Below are 17,089 nucleotides of genomic sequence, written 5' to 3' on the forward strand. Positions count from 1 at the left end.
TGATTATTTTAGGGCAAATACTAATGATTTAGAATTACTCCTGCTGTACCAAATGCTGTAAATTCGGGTCATTCTTGATACGCTCCATTTCACTTACAACAATATTCAGGATGTCTGATTTTATCTGTTTGTAATTGCTTTCAATTTCCTGTTTCATCTTATCCTCGCCCTGCTCATTTACAAAAGAAAGGATTTGTGGTATCTTTTGATAGGCTTTGGTTTCTGCGGATACTTTTTCATTATCTACTACGATTTCAGCGTGGAAAATCTTTTGCTCGATACGTTCATCAAAGTTATCCGACACTGAACCCACAAACATACCCTGTGTTAAAGTTGAAATTTTGGAAGCCGGGATAAGGCTGTCTAACTGTGTGGAGATAGAGGTAGATTTATCGTTGCGGTTAATGGTCATACTTTGGCGTTTCTGCAATACTTTCCCGAAGCGTTCCGATAGGCTTTTAGCCGTTTCTCCAACCACCTGACCACTAAATATATTGCCGACGGTGTTTTGTATTACCTTGCTCTCTTTGTCGCCGTAATCCCTTGTTAATTGCGAAAAATCCTGAAAGCCCAAACATACCGCTACCTTATTACTTCTCGCCGTTGCGATAAGATTGTCCAGTCCCCTGAAATAAATCGTCGGCAACTCATCTATGATAACGGAACTCTTTAGCTGTCCTTTTTTATTAATCAGCTTTACAATCCTCGAATTATATAAACCCAAAGCTGCGGAATAAATATTTTGACGGTCGGGATTATTACCCACGCACAAAATTTTCGGTTCTTTCGGGTTGTTGATGTCGAGCGTAAAATCATCCCCTGTCATAACCCAGTAAAGTTGCGGGCTTATCATTCTTGACAACGGAATTTTTGCCGATGCTATTTGTCCTTGTAACTGGTCTTGTGCGCCGCCTTGCCACGCATCCATAAAGGGCGATAAATAATTTTCCAAATCGGGGTATGAGGTTAAAATCGTGAACACATCTGAATACTTTTTGTTCAGCAATTCAATAGCGTGTGGGAATGTACAATATTTGCCATCATCGTAGATTTTCAAATACCAAATAATGGCAGCCAATAGGATAATTGGACTTTCCACGAAAAAATCCCCTTGCTTCTGTATCCACGACCTGTTAAGGTTCAGCATTATGGTATATGCGGCTTCGTAGGCATCTGAAATATCCGTCATAAAATCGGGATTTAGTGGGTTGCAACGGTGGCTCTTGCGTGGGTCGTCGAAATTTATCACGTAAAATTTCGGCTGAACTTTGTACTTATCCCTGTGCTTCAGCAAATGATTGTAGGCGATAGTCGAAAGGTCGTCAAACTTGAAATCGTAGATGTACATACTAAAGCCTTTCTCTATCTGCTGCTTGATGTAGTTGTTTACAATAGCATAAGATTTACCGGAACCCGGAGTACCCAACACTATTGATGCCCTGAAAGGATTGACAATGTTTATCCAACCGTTGTTCCATCTGTCTTTGTAATAAAATTTGGTGGGCAGGTTAACGGAATACTCATTTTCCATCAGCTTGGTTTCCTGCTGAAAGCTCTCGTTCTCGTTATTGAAAACATCGTCCATTAAATTGTTTTTCAGTAATCTGCTCATCCATACGCCTGCCATCAGCAAAGCGATATATCCTAACGAAATCGTAAGCATATAAAGAAATGTGCCTGTTGCCGGAGGTAGTTTTAGCAACGGTGTGTTCAGGAAGAACAGCACAAACCCAACGCCCAAAGCCACGTAAATTTTAGACCAGGTTATCTTCTCGTTTTTTACGCCCTTTGTTCCTAAGCAGCTTAAAGCCAACAAAACCAAAGCAAATGCTTTGGTGTAAAGTGTATGTGAAAACAAACCCGCCGTTCGGTCGAAATTGCCTAATATCTTGTTTATTACTTCCAACGTCCACCCACGTTCTAAAAAGAAACCGTAGCAGAACCAATAAAGGTGCATCAGCACCAAAAGAATACTGACTGCCCGCATAAAAGCCATTATCTTGGCAAGTCCTCTTAAATCGTCTTCTCCCTGCATTATTTTAAGTTTTAATGTTCGGGCGTGAATTTATGGGCTGTGTAGTGTGGTAATAAGAATGTGGCAGGCATTGGCGGTGCGTGGCGGTGTTTGGCTGAATTGTGTCGATAATATGCCTGTAATCGTATGGTATTTTGTAAATTTGTGCTTTTATTTTATCGGAAGACTTGCTTTCCAAGTCTTTTACAGCCGTATAACGAAATTGAAATGAACGAAATCAAGAAAGCTCCTATTGACAGGGTGGTTACACCTATCCAGAGATTTATACAACAGGAAAAATCCGGCGGATTAATATTAGGTATCAGTGTAATTATTGCTTTATTTTTAGCCAATTCGCCCTGGTATCACGAATACCACCATTTTTTTGAACAGAAATTAGGTTTTCAGTTTAACGGAAGTACCTATCTGGAATACAGTTTCCACCATTGGATAAACGATGGGCTGATGGCAATTTTCTTTTTTGTGGTGGGATTGGAATTGAAGCGGGAAATTGTAGCCGGAGAACTATCCAACCCGAGAAAAGCGTTGCTCCCTATTGCCGCCGCAATAGGCGGAATGCTTGTGCCTGCCCTTATTTATTTCGGCTTAAACCCGACAGGCGAAGTGCAAAGCGGTTGGGGTATTCCTATGGCAACGGATATTGCCTTTGCTTTGGGTGTTCTGTATCTTTTGGGCAATCGTATACCTCTGGCGTTAAAAGTTTTTTTAACAGCATTGGCTATTGTTGATGATTTGGGAGCGGTATTGGTTATTGCTTTTTTCTACACTTCCGATATTTCGATGATGAATTTGGCTATCGGTTTGCTTTTTCTGTTAGCAATGTACATTGGCAACAAAATGGGTGTAAGGAGCATTTTATTCTATGCAATCTTGGGTATTGGCGGTGTTTGGACAGCGTTCCTATTGTCCGGTGTTCACGCAACCATAGCCTCTGTTCTTGCGGCATTTACCATACCTGCTGATGTGAAAATAAAGGAAGATGTTTTCATTGAAAGAATAAAAAAACATTTGGGAAGGTTTGCAAGTGCAGACCCCAATAATAAAGTCCCTACGTTGACCAATGAGCAACTTCACATTCTCGAAAATGTAAATGCAGATACAAACCACGCCATTCCGCCATTGCAGAAGCTGGAACACGCAATGCACCCTTTTGTAACCTTTATTATCATTCCCATTTTTGCCTTAGCCAATGCAGGTGTTTCTGTATTGGATATTGATGTTGATGAGCTGTTCAGCACCAATGTAGCTACCGGTGTAGCGTTGGGTTTATTGCTGGGTAAAGTTATAGGCGTAGTAGGTTTCACTTGGCTTTGTGCAAAATTGAAGATAGCCCCATTTCCCGATGGTATGAATATGAAAAACCTTTTGGGATTAGGACTGCTGGCATCTATCGGGTTTACGATGTCCTTATTTGTAACCGAATTGGCATTCACACACGAAGAATACAAGGTACAGGCAAAGGTTGGTATTTTTATAGCCTCTCTTATTGGCGGTGTATTAGGTTATATGGTATTGAGCAAACAAAGTAAGAAAAACTAAAACCTGCTTATGCCGAACTATTTTGACAATCCCAAGAGTAAACTTGACCTATTCCGTCAGAAAATGTATATCATCATATATGGTGTGAATACTCCTGCTGGAAAGGCTTTTGACGTAGGCTTGCTCATAGCTATCTTGCTAAGCGTTTTTACCATAATGGCAGAAACGGTCGAAGGTATCGACCATACTTACCACAGGGAACTCATCGTTTTAGAATGGATTTTTACCATCATCTTTACGTTGGAATATGCGTTACGGATTTTTGTAAGTAAAAAACCGTTAAAATATATATTCAGCTTTTACGGTATCATTGATTTGCTTTCTATATTGCCAATGTTCCTTTCTGTCTTTATCAAGGGCAGTCATATTTTAAGTAGTTTCAGGATTTTAAGATTACTCCGACTGTTCAGGGTGCTCCGGTTGATTGAATTTGTTGAGGAGTCTGCAAGACTTAAAGTGGCACTGATGGCAAGCAGAGCCAAAATAATGGTATTTCTTTACACCGTATTAATCATTGCCGTATTGATTGGTACATTGATGTATTACGTTGAAGGACCTCAAAACGGTTTTACAAGTATCCCCAAAAGCGTGTTTTACACTATTGTTACGCTGACCACCGTAGGCTATGGCGATATGGTGCCGACTACCGCTTTGGGGCAGTTTTTGTCAATGCTACTAATGGTTACCGGTTATGGTATCATCGCTGTGCCTACCGGAATTGTAGGTGTAGAGATTGCAAAAGAGGTAAGAAAATCCATCGGCAAGGAAAAAGAACATAACAAATTGAACGGTATAGTGTGTGCTCATTGCAATAAGGAAGGTCATCGGGATGATGCCAAATATTGTTACAGTTGCGGGCATTATCTCAATTCCTAAACTTAACAATTCTTATGAGCAATAAAATATTTGACTTTATCAATCTTCATAACGGAGAGGAAGACAAAAACAAAGTACTCGAAAACGTAACAGCCAACATCTCTTTTCGTGGCTCAAACCTGTGGATTTTGGCTTGTGCCATTATCATCGCCTCTATCGGGCTAAATGTAAACTCTACTGCCGTAATTATCGGAGCGATGTTAATCTCTCCTTTAATGGGACCGATTGTAGGTGCGGGTTTTGCATTGGGGACTTACGACTTTGCCCTGCTTAGAAAGTCGATGAAAAACTTATTGATTTCTACGGTAGTGAGCTTGCTTGTTTCGGCATTTTATTTCTATTTAAGCCCTTTCAAAGATGTACAATCAGAACTATTGGCAAGAACTTCTCCCAATATTTACGATGTGCTGATTGCTTTTTTTGGTGGGTTGGTCGGCGTGATTGCCATTACAAGGGTAGAAAAAGGAAATCCAATTCCGGGCGTGGCTATTGCAACGGCATTGATGCCACCTTTGTGTACCGCAGGTTACGGATTGGCAACGTTTAATTTGTCCTATTTTGCAGGAGCGTTTTATCTATATACCATCAACTGCTTTTTCATTTGTATAGCCACGTTTTTTGTGGTTAAATATTTGAAATATCCCGCTACGAGCTTTAAAGGCAAACGCTTTGAAAAACAAATACGGTTAGGAATTACCACATTGGTGATGATAATGATAGTTCCGAGCTTTTATTTAGCCTATAACCTTTTCAACGAGAAAAAATTTACCAATACCGTTGAAGACTTCATCAATTCAGAGTTCAGTAGCAGAGGCTTTACAGTGATTTATAAAAAACTGAACTATAATGCCAGTCCCCGAACGGTGGACATCGCTTTCCTGAATAAGAAGTTGGGCAAAGATGAAATAGCAATGTATAATCGCCTGCTTGACGAAAAAGGTATTCATAATACCGTATTGAGTTTCCGGCAGAACGAGGAAGACATCAAATCCGAAATATTGAGTGAAATAAACAAGCAGAATGCTTCTGTTTCCGAGAAAGATGTAACCATCAATAATTTACGACAAGAGTTGGATAAATACAAAGTCAGCGAACCAAATCTTGTAAAAGAAATGAACATACTTTTTCCCGATTTTAAGAATATCAAATTGGGAAAAATTGAAAAATATCCGAATACCGATAGCACAAAAGTTCAGTTCTTGGTATTGTACAATGCGGGTAAGAAACTCAAAAATGAAGATAAAGACAAAATAAAACAATGGCTGAATGAACGGTTAAGCAGTCAGGAAGTTTTATTGGTGCAAGATGAGTTTTTATAAATTATCTTCTTTTGACACGCTTTCTTTTCTTCTTCATTTTATTGGCAAAATCTTGTTCCTCGTAATCTTCGCCCTGTGCTTCGGGCAATAAACCGCCCAATGCTTCAATCAAACCGTCTTCGTGTTTTTCAGTATGTAAAAAGTCGAACAAATGGTGTGGTTCTTCCGCAGGAAGATCCGCATCATTTGATGTGGATAGTTTTGGTTGTGATACGGCAGGTTCTTTAATATCGGGTTTGATGTTATTGTTCCAATAATCATTAAAGGTATTGGCGGAAAGTTCCTTGCTTAAACGTGAACCGTTCCATACGATTTTGGAATTGTGGTCGATAAAGGTCATTCCGTATATACGTCCTGCATCGTTTCTTCGCACTACAACATTAATACCCTGTTCTCCTAATTGCTTTTTAAAAGCCTGTTCGTTGTTTGTGGATTGCAGGGCAATGGTAACGGCAGATTTTAGGGTCTGTTTGGTCGGGCTATCTTTCAAAGCCGTTTTGCATTTCGCAAAATGCAATTCCAAAGCCGGAAGCCCTGCGTTCTTTCCAAAAAGCGAAGCCTTGAACGGATGTCCGGCTCTTTCGCCTTTTTCATTTAGCGGAATATATAATAAGCCCTGCTGCATCTTTCCCTGCAATTCGCCCTCGATTTTCTCGGCGGTAATGTTGAACAGGGAAAGCAAAGCGTTATACTCTCCCAAAGTTTGGTACTGATAGTAGTTCGGCAGGTGTCGAATGACCGATGCAATCTGACTTTTTATATCGCCTGCCCGATAATCCACGGGACGGAAAACCTTGTCTGTTTGGTTACGTTCCTTATCTGTTGCGGGTATCAAACCGTGTTTTCTTTCCAACTCACGGCACACATTCATTGACCGTATTTTCTCAAATTTATCCGAAATCTTTACGCCCTGTTCGTCCACGCAGACCGATACAATATGGATATGACTGCGGTCAATATCCGTGTGTTTGAAGACTACAAAAGGCTGTTCGCCGTAACCCATTTCCCGCATATATTCTTCCGCCATTTCCCTGTATTGGTCATCGCTTACCTTATCTTTCGGGTCGGGATTGAGCGAAATATGCAAGGTGTGATATTGCGTATTGCGATTTGCGATGAGGTACGGCTCAAAAGATTGGGTTAATTGAGAAACGGTATATGCTCCGTTTGGCGTTTCGATTATCTTATTGGTAAACAGAATTTGTCCGTTTTCTTTCTCCACTTTCAGATTATTATACGCCAATGCACCGTACAGATTTTCACTTCTTCCGATTTTTGCTATCATTTCTAACGCTGTTTTTTCAGATGTTTTTCCTCAAATTCTTCAGTAAGCTGAATGATTTTTTGGCAGAGCATCGCCATTTCAGCCGTTTGTTTTTCCAGTTTGTAAAGGAATGCAGCGGCTTTTTTCTCGGAAAAATGCTTGTACAGTAGCTTCACAACCTGATTATAGTTCACACCTACGGAGCGAAATTGACTGTGAAACGAAGTCAATCGCATATAGAAATCAACTGTTCCTTTGTCAATCTTAACTGACTTCATTTCCTTACTGAACAGCAGGGAGATGATAAACTTTGCTTTATTGGGCATTCCCGATGCTTCAAAAAGCGACAAAAGTTTGGCGTTTTCTTCGTCCGTAAGACGGAAAACGTGGCGATGGATGCTTGGGTCTGTTTTGGGTGTCCGTCCGCCCTTATTCTGTTTTCTGTAACTGTTCTCGTTCATCACAAATCCATTTTAAAATCCATACAAAACCCTGACTTCGGAAGGTGTTTTCTGCCCCCTGCAAAGGGCAAGTTGTTTTGAGGCACGAACTCGGTTTCGAGTGCCTCAAAACACAACTTGCCGTGTTCCGGTGAACACAAAAATCCGCCCTGCGGGACGGATTGAATGTAACAGGGAAAAACGGCTCGTTGCCGTTCCCGTTACCTCCTGATTTGTCAAAATCCTTTTGCATAAATCCGTTAATAAAAAAACTTTATACAAAGTAAAGCCCTGTTTACGAAAGCATTGCACAGTAACACAGTGCCAAACACTGCCTTTGACCGCCAAACACTGCCACACGCCTACAACGGAAAGAATATCCATAGTTCTTTGTACCAGATTTCAGGCAGGAACTCAATCAGGGCGGATAGATTGACAGCTTTCAGGAATGCAGGCAATCCTGAAAGCCTGACGACTGGATTGCAAAAATGCAAGAGTTCAGGAGTGATAGCCTGACGGCTTGCAAGCAATCAGGATTGCCCTCCCGAATGCAGGATTACAGGAACGCAGGAATGACGGCTATCCCGCCTGATAGCATACAGGAATGAGTGCCGTCCTGCCGTATCGCAGACAGGCAATCAAGAGTTCCGTCAAGATTGCTGGCTATCCTGCAAGGAAGCCTGAACGAAATCAGGAACGCCTGCTTGTCCGTAGGACTGCCTGCAAGAAAGTAAACTTTAAATTTTTAAAATATGGAAGCAAAAAAGAAACCTCTGTTTATTGCCTTTTCTTCTCAAAAAGGCGGTGTCGGTAAAAGTACATTTACCACGCTTGTCGCCAGTACGATGCACTATCGGTTAGGCTACAACGTAGCCGTATTTGATGCGGATTTTCCGCAGCACAGTCTGATGAAAATGAAAACCCGTGATTTGGCAATGGTAATGGAAAATGAGGCGTTGAAAAAACTGGCGTATAAGCAGTTTACCACCATCAACAAAAAAGCCTATCCCATTATGCAGCACAAAGCAGATAGCGTACTCGATGCGGCGCACGAATTTGTAAACACTTCTGCCGTTCCGCTTGATGTGCTTTTCTTCGACCTGCCCGGAACTGTGAACACGCCCGGCATCCTGAAAGCACTGGCAGGTATGCACCACATTTTTACACCCATCACAGCAGACCGTGTGGTAATGGAAAGTACGCTCATCTTCACCCAGCTTTTACAGGACGTGATTATGAAAAAGGGCGAAACTTCCATACAGACCATTAACCTGTTTTGGAACCAGGTGGACGGCAGGGAAAGCACTCCCTTATATGACGTGTACAATCAGCTTATTGAGCAACTGGGGTTAAGCCTGATGCAAAGCCAAATCAAGAACAGCACCCGTTTTCGCAAGGAAAGCGAAGCGGACAGCAAAACGGTTTTCCGTTCTACGGTAATGCCTCCCGATGAGCGTTTGATGAAAGCCTGCCAGTTAGACCTGTTCATCAGCGAATTTTTAAACATCATTCAATTGTAGTGCTATGGAAAAAGATAATAAAAGAAAAGTCACGCCGGACATTAACGAGGAAATGATGATGAACCTGATGGTGGACGGCGTTAAAAAGGACGGCTTACAGCTACCGCCCGAACCTGCTGAAGAGCAGGTAAAGGAAGCGGCAAAAGACGAGGTGCAGCAGGAAGAATTACCACAAAGCAAGCCTGCACAGCGGGAAAGGAACCGCACAAAGAAAAATCTTGACGGAAGCTACGGCGAACATTTTTTGAAAACCCACTCGATGACGAAGCGGGGCGATAAAAGTATTTATATCCGGCAGGAATACCACGAACGGCTATCCCGTATTGTACAGGTCATTGGTAAAGATGCCATACCCCTGTATGCCTATCTTGACAACATACTGGAACATCATTTTGAACTGTTTGAAAAAGCCATTACCGATGATTTCAACGAAAAGTTTAAACCCATTTTTTAAAATAACTGATTATGGAAATAGTAATTGTGATTTGCCTGCTCGTCGTCATTGTCCTGCTTTTGCAGGATAAGATTTTCATTCATAAAAGGTCGGAGCAGAAGCCCACGCAGGAAAAAGTTAACCCGAACCTGCCCGATATTATGGGGCAGCCCAAGCCAGTAAAAAGCCATTCCCTGCCAAACACTGCCAATGAAAGCCAAATAACGGAACCGGAGATAAACCCTGATAATTTAGACATTCAATACGACGAAAACGAAAACGTCAGCATTCAAATTCCGCAGGAAGAACTGGACGAAGTTTTCAGCAATATGCCTGATTTGGAGGAAGAGGAAGAAGAATGGAACAGGTACGGAATATCCGGTGGCGATAACGGTTTTGCCCAAGGGGTTACCTACGACGAACTAAGCTCCGTAGGGGCGTTGCTCCAAAAAGAGAATTTGGAACAGGCTCAAAAGGAAACAGCGGTAGCCATAGTTCAGAAATTACAGGGAACCGAATTATTCAGCTTACTGGAAAATTCCATTGAGGGTGCTTCCCGAAAAATTGCCGAGCTTTTGGATAGCAAACTTTCATCTGAAAGCGATGACGGTTCTTCCACCTTGCGGAAAAGTGATTTGGATGATTTTGACATTGGGGAGTTTGTGTGAAATATCTACTCTTTTCTTAAACGTCGTATAGTAGATGCTTTATAAGGACAAAAGGAAATATTTATTATCCTTTTGTCCTTTTTATTTTCTATAATCTTTACTAACCAAAAAGTTAATAAAATTTCATTAAATTTGACATAAAGTGACAAGTCATTGAAATGGAACTCCAAAACTTCGGAATAATAGTTAGGAAACTAAGAGAAAAGAAAGGGCTGCTGCTAAGACAAGTTGCTGCTATTTTAGAAATAGACACGGCTCTTATTAGTAAAATTGAAAGAGGTGAAAGAAAAGCTAACCGAGAGCAAGTTGCCAAATTAGCAGAAGTCTTAGATGTAGAGGTGGATGAACTTTTAGTTATTTGGCTTTCGGACAAGATTGTGGAAATTTTGGAAGAAGAACCGTTGGCATACAAGGCACTTAAAAAGTCAGAAAAACGAATACAAAAGAAGTAATGATATGCAACTAAACTACTTTCCAATTAAGTTTGAGTTTGAAGAATACCAGATTAAGACAGAACCTTATTCAGAAGAACGGCTTAAAGAGCTAAGGGCATTATATAATGCAACTCATTCTTTTTTTAGGAATGGTGACTATATCTATATATCAAACAAAGAAGGAGAAGATACAATCCTGACAGGAGAAATTATACCTAAGAGAATATTTGATGATAGTCAGGTTACCGCTTCGTTGATTAAACATCTTTTTTTCAGGACATTCAAAGAAAGATTTCCGAACTATATTCCGGTGGATTTTTATCCATTCCGTTTTTTTTCTGCACAAGCTAAAGATGATATTATTTACAATGCACTACCGGAAAATCTTAGGAAGCGTATCGCATATAAAAAACTGATTGAGGTTCAATTACGTCTAACTGAGATAAATGGAATTAAACAATTTGGTTTTCTTATCAATATAAAACGTAATTGGGTATTTAACAAATCTTGTTTAGAACTGCATTCAGAAGGCTATAACTTAATAGGTGTTGATGTTCTGTATGCGGAGATACTTCCAGGTTTAACAGAAGTTCTCGCACCTAATGAAGAACTATTAGGAGTAATTGCTGAAATAGTTGATGATAAGGCGAGAATTGAGACTAACGAAGGAATTAAGGAATACCCTCTCAACCAATTATTCATCAAGAAATCCAAATATAATATAGGTAACTATTTATCATTTGCTATTTCACAACAGAAAAGTGATGAAATAATGAACCTTATTGAGAGTAAACGTTCCGATATTTACAATACAAAAGCGTTGTACGATGAAATTTTAAAAATATCAAACCATTTATTTTGCGAAAATGCAGCCCCCATTTTATTTCACAATAAAGATGGCTTTTGTTTTACAGTTAACAGCCAACCGTTATCGGTATCAAATAGTATTGAGCTAAAAACTCCCACTTTTATTTTTGACCCCGCAGCAACTAAAACAAATAGTTCTAATCCAGACTTAGGCTTGTCAAATTATGGACCATATGATAGTTCAATTTTTGACATTAAAAGTCCTAACGTGCTTTGTATTTGTAATAGAAATAATAGGGGCAATTTCACAAAGTTTCTCTCGAATTTGAAAGATGGGATACCTCAATCTCGATATTTTCAAAAAGGACTTCAGAAAAAATACGATTTGCAGGATGTGATACTTAATATAAGGGAAATACAGGCTTATAGCATTGATGAATATCTAAATGTTATCAGTGGTTATGATGAAAACAAACCGCATTTGGCAATTATAGAAATCCCTGCAAGCTTTAAACGTCAAGCAGATTTAGCAAACCCTTATTACCGAATTAAAGCTAAGCTTTTATCATTAGAAATTCCTGTACAGTTTGTTACATCTGAGATAATAGGTAATCATAACGAATATATTCTTAATTCGGTTGCTCTTCAGATTTACGCTAAACTTGGGGGAACTCCGTGGGTTCTTCCTTCTCAACGCTCCGTTGATAAAGAAATAATTATTGGTATTGGTCATAGTTGGTTGAGAAAAAATCAATATGCCGGTGCTGAACAGAACCGAGTTGTGGGTATCACAACATTTATGTCAAGTGATGGTCAATATCTACTTGGAGATAAAGTTAAAGACGTTCCATTTGAGGGCTATTTTGAAGAGTTACTAAAAAGTTTAAAGCAATCAATTATAAGACTTTCCACCGAACAAGGATGGTCTGATGGAGATACGGTTAGGCTAATTTTTCATATCTTCAAGCCCATCAAAAACACTGAATTTGATGTTATTAGTCAGTTGGTTCGTGATATTACCCAATACAAGATTAAGTTTGCGTTCGTTACGATAAGTACTGTTCATCCAACAATGCTGTTTGATATAAGCCAATCTGGAATATCTAAATACGGTAGTAATGTGATAAAAGGACAATATATACCAAATAGAGGGAGTAACGTTGTTCTTGACGAGAAAACTTGTATCGTGCAAATGTTTGGGGCAAATGAATTGAAAACAGCCAAACAAGGTATAAGTAAGCCAGTCCTAATAAATATCAGAACGCCACAAGGAAATTATAATAGTAGTGATTTAAATGATTTGCTGTTCTATGATTTAGGATATATTACCCAACAGATTTTTTCATTCACGTACTTGTCCTGGAGGAGTTTTTTACCTGGCGAAGAGCCTGCGACAATGAAATACTCTAATCTCATTTCAAAGCTTTTGGGGAAAATGAGAAATATTCCAAATTGGGATGCTGATAACTTAAACTATGGTCTAAAAAGAAAGAAATGGTTCCTTTAGAAGAAAGAATAGGTTATTTGGCAAGAGTGAGTGAGAATGCCAAGCTTTCAGCTTTCAATGATTTCTTATCTGGAAAAGTTTACATTACTGCTTCAGGTCAAAACTCCAATGAAAGCGAAGAAATCTTTTATGGTTTAATAGATGCTATTTTATCAAACAATAAACTGAATTTTGAAAGTTACTATAATAAAAAAAATAAGAGTAAGCCGAGCAAAGGTTCTCCAGCACCATTTGTTAATGATGATTTCTTAATCTTTTCCTTAATATCAGGTATAGTAAAATTTAATTTAGATAAAACTTGGATAAAAGATATTGTTTCTATCAGGAACAGAAACTCTATAACAATAACATTTGAAAATATATTAAATGAAAATTATTATAGTACAAGTAATCTACCGGAAATAGTTTTTATGTTTTTAAGCATAAATGGTCAGTCTTTAATGACTAATGATTTTGTAGGTTTCACATACACAAGAATTACCGGAAATGTAAAATTATTTGAGAACAGAAGTGACTTTCAAATCCTATGTTCACTTAAAGCTTACGATACGATATTCTTACTGAAAGACGTTCCTGACAAAAAAGAGGTTGACCTCTTAAAGAAATTTAATGCAAATTTTATTAATCGAATTAAGTATATATCTTGGATAGTTCAGGCAATGCTATTTGGACTGTTGGTTTATGCAATTCTTAAACTTCCAAATTATAGTCCAGAGTCTATAAAATTTATAGATAAGTATAATTATGCATTTACAATTTTTGGAGCATTAGGACTTAGCTTTTTAGGAAATGTAATACCTGTAATTAGGAATACATCTCAAAAGATAATTATGCAGCTATTTGGATATCCTAAAGAAATGCTAAATGACCTAAAAATTAGTAACAACTCATAATGTGATTGTTTTCTGAAATTAATAAGTAATATTTGAAAGGGCATCAGTTAACTGATGCCCTTTTGCTCTAACAGCCACTCACAGCCAAACACTTCCTTTGACTGCCACTTTCTTATAACGCCTCTTTTTCCACAAGACATTTGTCCCGAAAGCTCGCAAGGTGCGGGATAAACAGTAACAAATTAATGTGTTTCAATTATGGAAAAACAGAGAAAAAAAGTTTGGCTGGCAGCCTTGGCAATGCTGTCAGCAATTGGTGCGTTCGCACAGGGAAACGGCTCGGCAGGTATCAACGAGGCTACCCAAATGGTAACCTCTTATTTCGACCCCGCTACCCAATTAATTTACGCCATCGGTGCGGTCGTTGGGTTAATCGGAGGTGTTAAGGTGTACAACAAGTTCAGTTCGGGCGACCCCGACACGAGCAAGACTGCGGCAAGCTGGTTTGGTGCGTGTATCTTCTTAATTGTTGCGGCTACCATCCTGCGCTCATTCTTCCTTTAATCCTTTGCCTTATGAATTACAATATCAATAAAGGCATCGGAAGAACGGTGGAATTTAAAGGGTTGAAAGCACAATACCTGTTCATTTTCGCAGGCGGACTACTCGGTACGCTTATCCTCGTGATGATAATGTATATGGCTGGCGTAAACTCTTACGTCTGCCTGTTCCTGGGCGCAGGCGGGGCTTCGCTCATTGTGTGGCAGACCTTTTCACTGAACAGGAAGTACGGCGAACACGGGCTGATGAAAATTGCAGCCAATAAACGGCATCCCCGCTACATCATCTGCCGCAAGCCTGTACACCGCTATTTAAAATTCACGCCTAAACAGAATGCCGTATGAGAAATGTAGCAAAGACCACCACACTGGAAAACAAATTTCCTTTGTTGGCAGTAGAGAACAACTGCATCTTATCCAAAGATGCGGATATTACCGCCTGTTTTGAAGTGCGGTTGCCGGAACTGTTTACGGTAGCTTCTGCGGAATACGAAGCCATACACTCCGCCTGGCACAAAGCGATTAAAACCTTGCCTGATTTTACGGTCATTCACAAACAGGATTGGTACATCAAGGAAAGTTATGCACCTGATTTGGCAATAGAAGACCAGAGTTTTTTATCAAAGTCTTACCAACGCCATTTCAACGAACGACCATTCTTAAATCACTACTGTTACCTGTTCCTGACGAAGACCACTAAGGAAAGAATGCGGATGCAAAGCAACTTCAGTTCGCTTTGTAAAGGCACACTTATACCAAAGGAAATCAGGAACAAGGAAACGATACACCGCTTTATGGAGGCGGTCGCCCAGTTTGAGCGCATCGTGAACGATAGCGGTTTTGTAACCCTGCGACGTTTGACCGAAGAGGACATTATCGGAACGGACAATACACAGGGATTACTGGAACAGTACCTCACGTTATCGAAGGGAGCCGCAACACCAATGCAGGACATCGCACTCGGAAACGAAGAGGTACGCATCGGCAACAAAAGGTTAAGCCTGCACACGCTTTCCGATACGGACGACCTGCCCGGAACAGTATCAGCAGATACCCGTTTTGAAAAGCTATCAACCGACCGTAGCGACTGTCGCCTGTCATTCGCTGCACCTGTGGGTTTGCTGTTAAGCTGCAACCACATCTACAACCAGTACATTTTTTTGGATAACAGCGAAGACAACCTTCAAAAGTTCGAGAAGTCCGCACGGAATATGCACTCACTGGCAAGGTACAGCCGTGCCAATCAAATCAACAAAGAGTGGATAGAAAAGTACCTGAACGAAGCCCACAGCTTCGGGCTGTCCTCCATCCGTGCGCACTTCAACATTATGGCGTGGTCGGAAGACCCTGCGGAACTGAAACAGCTAAAGAACGATTGCGGTAGTGCATTGGCACTGATGGAGTGTAAACCCCGGCACAACACTACGGATGTGGCTACCTTGTACTGGGCAGGAATGCCGGGCAATGCAGGCGACTTTCCGAGCGAAGAAAGTTTTTACACGTTCATTGAGCCTGCATTGTGCTTCTTTACGGAAGAAACCAACTACCACAATTCGCCCTCGCCGTTCGGTATCAAGATGGCTGACAGGCTTACAGGAAAACCTATCCATTTGGATATTTCCGACCTGCCTATGAAGCGTGGTATCATCACGAACCGGAACAAGTTCATACTTGGTCCCTCCGGCAGTGGTAAATCATTCTTCACTAACCATATGGTACGGCAGTATTACGAACAGGGCGCACACGTACTGTTGGTAGATACGGGTAACTCTTATCAGGGCTTATGCGAACTCATCAAAGGAAAGACCAAAGGCGAAGACGGTGTTTACTTCACTTATACCGAAGATAACCCGATTGCCTTTAACCCTTTCTATACCGATGATGGCGTGTTCGACATTGAGAAAAGGGAAAGTATCAAGACTTTGATACTGACTTTATGGAAACGTGATGATGAGCCGCCAACCCGTTCGGAAGAAGTTGCCCTTTCCAATGCAGTAAGCGGTTATATCGAGCGTATCAAAACGGAAGATGTTTACCCGTCATTCAACGGTTTCTATGAGTATGTAAAAGGCGACTACCGCAAGGTACTGGAAGAAAAGCAGGTCAGGGAAAAGGACTTTGATATTGCCAACTTCCTGAACGTACTCGAACCCTATTACAAAGGCGGGGAATACGATTACCTGCTGAACTCCAACAAGCAGTTAGACCTCTTATCCAAACGCTTTATCGTGTTTGAGATTGATGCGATTAAAGACCACAAAATCCTCTTTCCCATAGTCACGATTATCATTATGGAGGTGTTCATCAATAAGATGCGCCGACTGAAAGGTATTCGTAAGCTCATCCTGATTGAAGAGGCTTGGAAAGCGATAGCGAAAGAGGGAATGGCGGAATACATCAAGTATTTGTTTAAGACCGTCCGCAAATTCTTCGGGGAAGCGATTGTAGTAACACAAGAGGTTGACGACATCATCCAGTCGCCCATTGTGAAAGAAAGTATCATCAATAACTCCGACTGTAAAATCCTGCTTGACCAACGCAAGTATATGAACAAGTTTGATGACATACAGGCGATGCTCGGACTTACGGACAAAGAGAAAGGGCAGGTACTTTCCATCAATATGAACAACGATGCGAGCCGACTTTACAAAGAGGTTTGGATTGGCTTAGGTGGTACGCACTCGGCAGTCTATGCCACCGAAGTTAGTTTGGAGGAATACCTCGCTTACACGACCGAAGAAACCGAAAAAATGGAAGTAATGCAGCTTGCTTCCGAATTGGACGGTAATGTAGAACTCGCCATTAAACATATCGCAATGCAAAGGCGGGACAAAGCAAATCAATAGTCATTAAC

15 protein-coding genes are annotated in these 17,089 nt (G+C 40.5%); 12 read left to right on the forward strand and 3 right to left on the reverse strand.

Going from position 1 to position 17,089, the window contains the following annotated elements:
* Nucleotides 1-34 precede the first annotated feature (34 nt).
* Nucleotides 35-2,035, reverse strand: coding sequence for a conjugal transfer protein MobC (gene mobC, locus AC106K_RS03175; RefSeq protein ID WP_482443376.1), 2,001 nt, complete (start codon nucleotides 2,033-2,035; stop codon nucleotides 35-37).
* A 207-nt stretch (nucleotides 2,036-2,242) separates the two neighbouring features.
* Between mobC and nhaA the strand changes: the two genes are divergently transcribed.
* The 3 genes from nhaA to AC106K_RS03190 are packed head-to-tail and all read left to right on the forward strand — an operon-like array spanning nucleotide 2,243 to nucleotide 5,769.
* Nucleotides 2,243-3,574, forward strand: coding sequence for a Na+/H+ antiporter NhaA (gene nhaA, locus AC106K_RS03180; protein ID WP_482443377.1), 1,332 nt, complete (start codon nucleotides 2,243-2,245; stop codon nucleotides 3,572-3,574).
* Nucleotides 3,575-3,583: 9 nt separating this feature from the next.
* Entirely contained in the window at nucleotides 3,584-4,450 is an 867-nt protein-coding gene (locus tag AC106K_RS03185) for an ion transporter (protein WP_047098924.1), read from the forward strand.
* Nucleotides 4,451-4,464: 14 nt separating this feature from the next.
* Nucleotides 4,465-5,769 carry a DUF389 domain-containing protein gene (locus tag AC106K_RS03190; protein WP_482443378.1) on the forward strand — a complete coding sequence of 435 codons (1,305 nt, stop codon included), beginning with the start codon at nucleotides 4,465-4,467 and terminating at the stop codon, nucleotides 5,767-5,769.
* A gap of 1 nt (nucleotide 5,770) precedes the next feature.
* On the opposite strand, the gene mobB is transcribed toward AC106K_RS03190, so the two are convergent.
* Together mobB and mobA are read right to left on the reverse strand one after the other, a co-directional pair.
* Nucleotides 5,771-7,054, reverse strand: a complete 1,284-nt coding sequence (gene mobB, locus AC106K_RS03195) for a conjugal transfer protein MobB (RefSeq protein WP_047098922.1) — start codon at nucleotides 7,052-7,054, stop codon at nucleotides 5,771-5,773.
* A 2-nt stretch (nucleotides 7,055-7,056) separates the two neighbouring features.
* Nucleotides 7,057-7,494 carry a conjugal transfer protein MobA gene (mobA, locus tag AC106K_RS03200; protein ID WP_482443379.1) on the reverse strand — a complete coding sequence of 146 codons (438 nt, stop codon included), beginning with the start codon at nucleotides 7,492-7,494 and terminating at the stop codon, nucleotides 7,057-7,059.
* Between the two features lie 731 nt (nucleotides 7,495-8,225).
* Here mobA and AC106K_RS03205 point away from each other — a divergent pair.
* The 9 genes from AC106K_RS03205 to AC106K_RS03245 all read left to right on the forward strand — a co-directional run bounded on the left by AC106K_RS03205 (nucleotide 8,226) and on the right by AC106K_RS03245 (nucleotide 17,081).
* Complete coding sequence (locus tag AC106K_RS03205) at nucleotides 8,226-8,993, forward strand: ParA family protein (protein ID WP_482443380.1); 768 nt, start codon at nucleotides 8,226-8,228, stop codon at nucleotides 8,991-8,993.
* Between the two features lie 4 nt (nucleotides 8,994-8,997).
* Nucleotides 8,998-9,447 carry a DUF3408 domain-containing protein gene (locus AC106K_RS03210; protein WP_031504351.1) on the forward strand — a complete coding sequence of 150 codons (450 nt, stop codon included), beginning with the start codon at nucleotides 8,998-9,000 and terminating at the stop codon, nucleotides 9,445-9,447.
* An 11-nt stretch (nucleotides 9,448-9,458) separates the two neighbouring features.
* The gene (locus tag AC106K_RS03215) at nucleotides 9,459-10,094 is read left to right on the forward strand and encodes a conjugal transfer protein TraD (RefSeq protein ID WP_482443381.1); all 636 of its coding nucleotides are present in this window, start codon (nucleotides 9,459-9,461) and stop codon (nucleotides 10,092-10,094) included.
* Between the two features lie 158 nt (nucleotides 10,095-10,252).
* Complete coding sequence (locus AC106K_RS03220; RefSeq protein WP_072885921.1) at nucleotides 10,253-10,546, forward strand: helix-turn-helix domain-containing protein; 294 nt, start codon at nucleotides 10,253-10,255, stop codon at nucleotides 10,544-10,546.
* 4 nt (nucleotides 10,547-10,550) lie between these two features.
* A complete protein-coding gene (locus AC106K_RS03225) occupies nucleotides 10,551-12,842 on the forward strand; it encodes a Piwi domain-containing protein (RefSeq protein WP_072885920.1) in 2,292 nt (763 codons plus the stop codon).
* Entirely contained in the window at nucleotides 12,830-13,735 is a 906-nt protein-coding gene (locus AC106K_RS03230) for a hypothetical protein (protein ID WP_088264065.1), read from the forward strand. Before AC106K_RS03225 ends, AC106K_RS03230 begins: the two co-directional genes overlap by 13 nt.
* Nucleotides 13,736-13,933: 198 nt before the next feature.
* Entirely contained in the window at nucleotides 13,934-14,239 is a 306-nt protein-coding gene (locus AC106K_RS03235) for a DUF4134 domain-containing protein (RefSeq protein ID WP_002978490.1), read from the forward strand.
* 11 nt (nucleotides 14,240-14,250) lie between these two features.
* Nucleotides 14,251-14,580: a DUF4133 domain-containing protein gene (locus AC106K_RS03240; RefSeq protein ID WP_048499039.1), complete on the forward strand. Its 330-nt coding sequence runs from the start codon at nucleotides 14,251-14,253 to the stop codon at nucleotides 14,578-14,580.
* On the forward strand, nucleotides 14,577-17,081 hold the full coding sequence (locus AC106K_RS03245; RefSeq protein WP_482443382.1) for a TraG family conjugative transposon ATPase: 2,505 nt from the start codon (nucleotides 14,577-14,579) through the stop codon (nucleotides 17,079-17,081). Before AC106K_RS03240 ends, AC106K_RS03245 begins: the two co-directional genes overlap by 4 nt.
* Nucleotides 17,082-17,089 lie beyond the last annotated feature (8 nt).

This window comes from Chryseobacterium sp. FR048 (assembly GCF_056844665.1).

Coding starts and splice junctions, on each gene's coding strand:
- AC106K_RS03235 (WP_002978490.1), top strand. CDS start 13,934: ATGGAAAAACAGAGAAAAAAAGTTTGGCTGGCAGCCTTGGCAATGCTG.
- mobC (WP_482443376.1), bottom strand. CDS start 2,035: ATGCAGGGAGAAGACGATTTAAGAGGACTTGCCAAGATAATGGCTTTT.
- AC106K_RS03240 (WP_048499039.1), top strand. CDS start 14,251: ATGAATTACAATATCAATAAAGGCATCGGAAGAACGGTGGAATTTAAA.
- AC106K_RS03245 (WP_482443382.1), top strand. CDS start 14,577: ATGAGAAATGTAGCAAAGACCACCACACTGGAAAACAAATTTCCTTTG.
- mobB (WP_047098922.1), bottom strand. CDS start 7,054: ATGATAGCAAAAATCGGAAGAAGTGAAAATCTGTACGGTGCATTGGCG.
- AC106K_RS03185 (WP_047098924.1), top strand. CDS start 3,584: ATGCCGAACTATTTTGACAATCCCAAGAGTAAACTTGACCTATTCCGT.
- mobA (WP_482443379.1), bottom strand. CDS start 7,494: ATGAACGAGAACAGTTACAGAAAACAGAATAAGGGCGGACGGACACCC.
- AC106K_RS03220 (WP_072885921.1), top strand. CDS start 10,253: ATGGAACTCCAAAACTTCGGAATAATAGTTAGGAAACTAAGAGAAAAG.
- AC106K_RS03190 (WP_482443378.1), top strand. CDS start 4,465: ATGAGCAATAAAATATTTGACTTTATCAATCTTCATAACGGAGAGGAA.
- AC106K_RS03215 (WP_482443381.1), top strand. CDS start 9,459: ATGGAAATAGTAATTGTGATTTGCCTGCTCGTCGTCATTGTCCTGCTT.
- AC106K_RS03205 (WP_482443380.1), top strand. CDS start 8,226: ATGGAAGCAAAAAAGAAACCTCTGTTTATTGCCTTTTCTTCTCAAAAA.
- AC106K_RS03225 (WP_072885920.1), top strand. CDS start 10,551: ATGCAACTAAACTACTTTCCAATTAAGTTTGAGTTTGAAGAATACCAG.
- AC106K_RS03210 (WP_031504351.1), top strand. CDS start 8,998: ATGGAAAAAGATAATAAAAGAAAAGTCACGCCGGACATTAACGAGGAA.
- AC106K_RS03230 (WP_088264065.1), top strand. CDS start 12,830: ATGGTTCCTTTAGAAGAAAGAATAGGTTATTTGGCAAGAGTGAGTGAG.
- nhaA (WP_482443377.1), top strand. CDS start 2,243: ATGAACGAAATCAAGAAAGCTCCTATTGACAGGGTGGTTACACCTATC.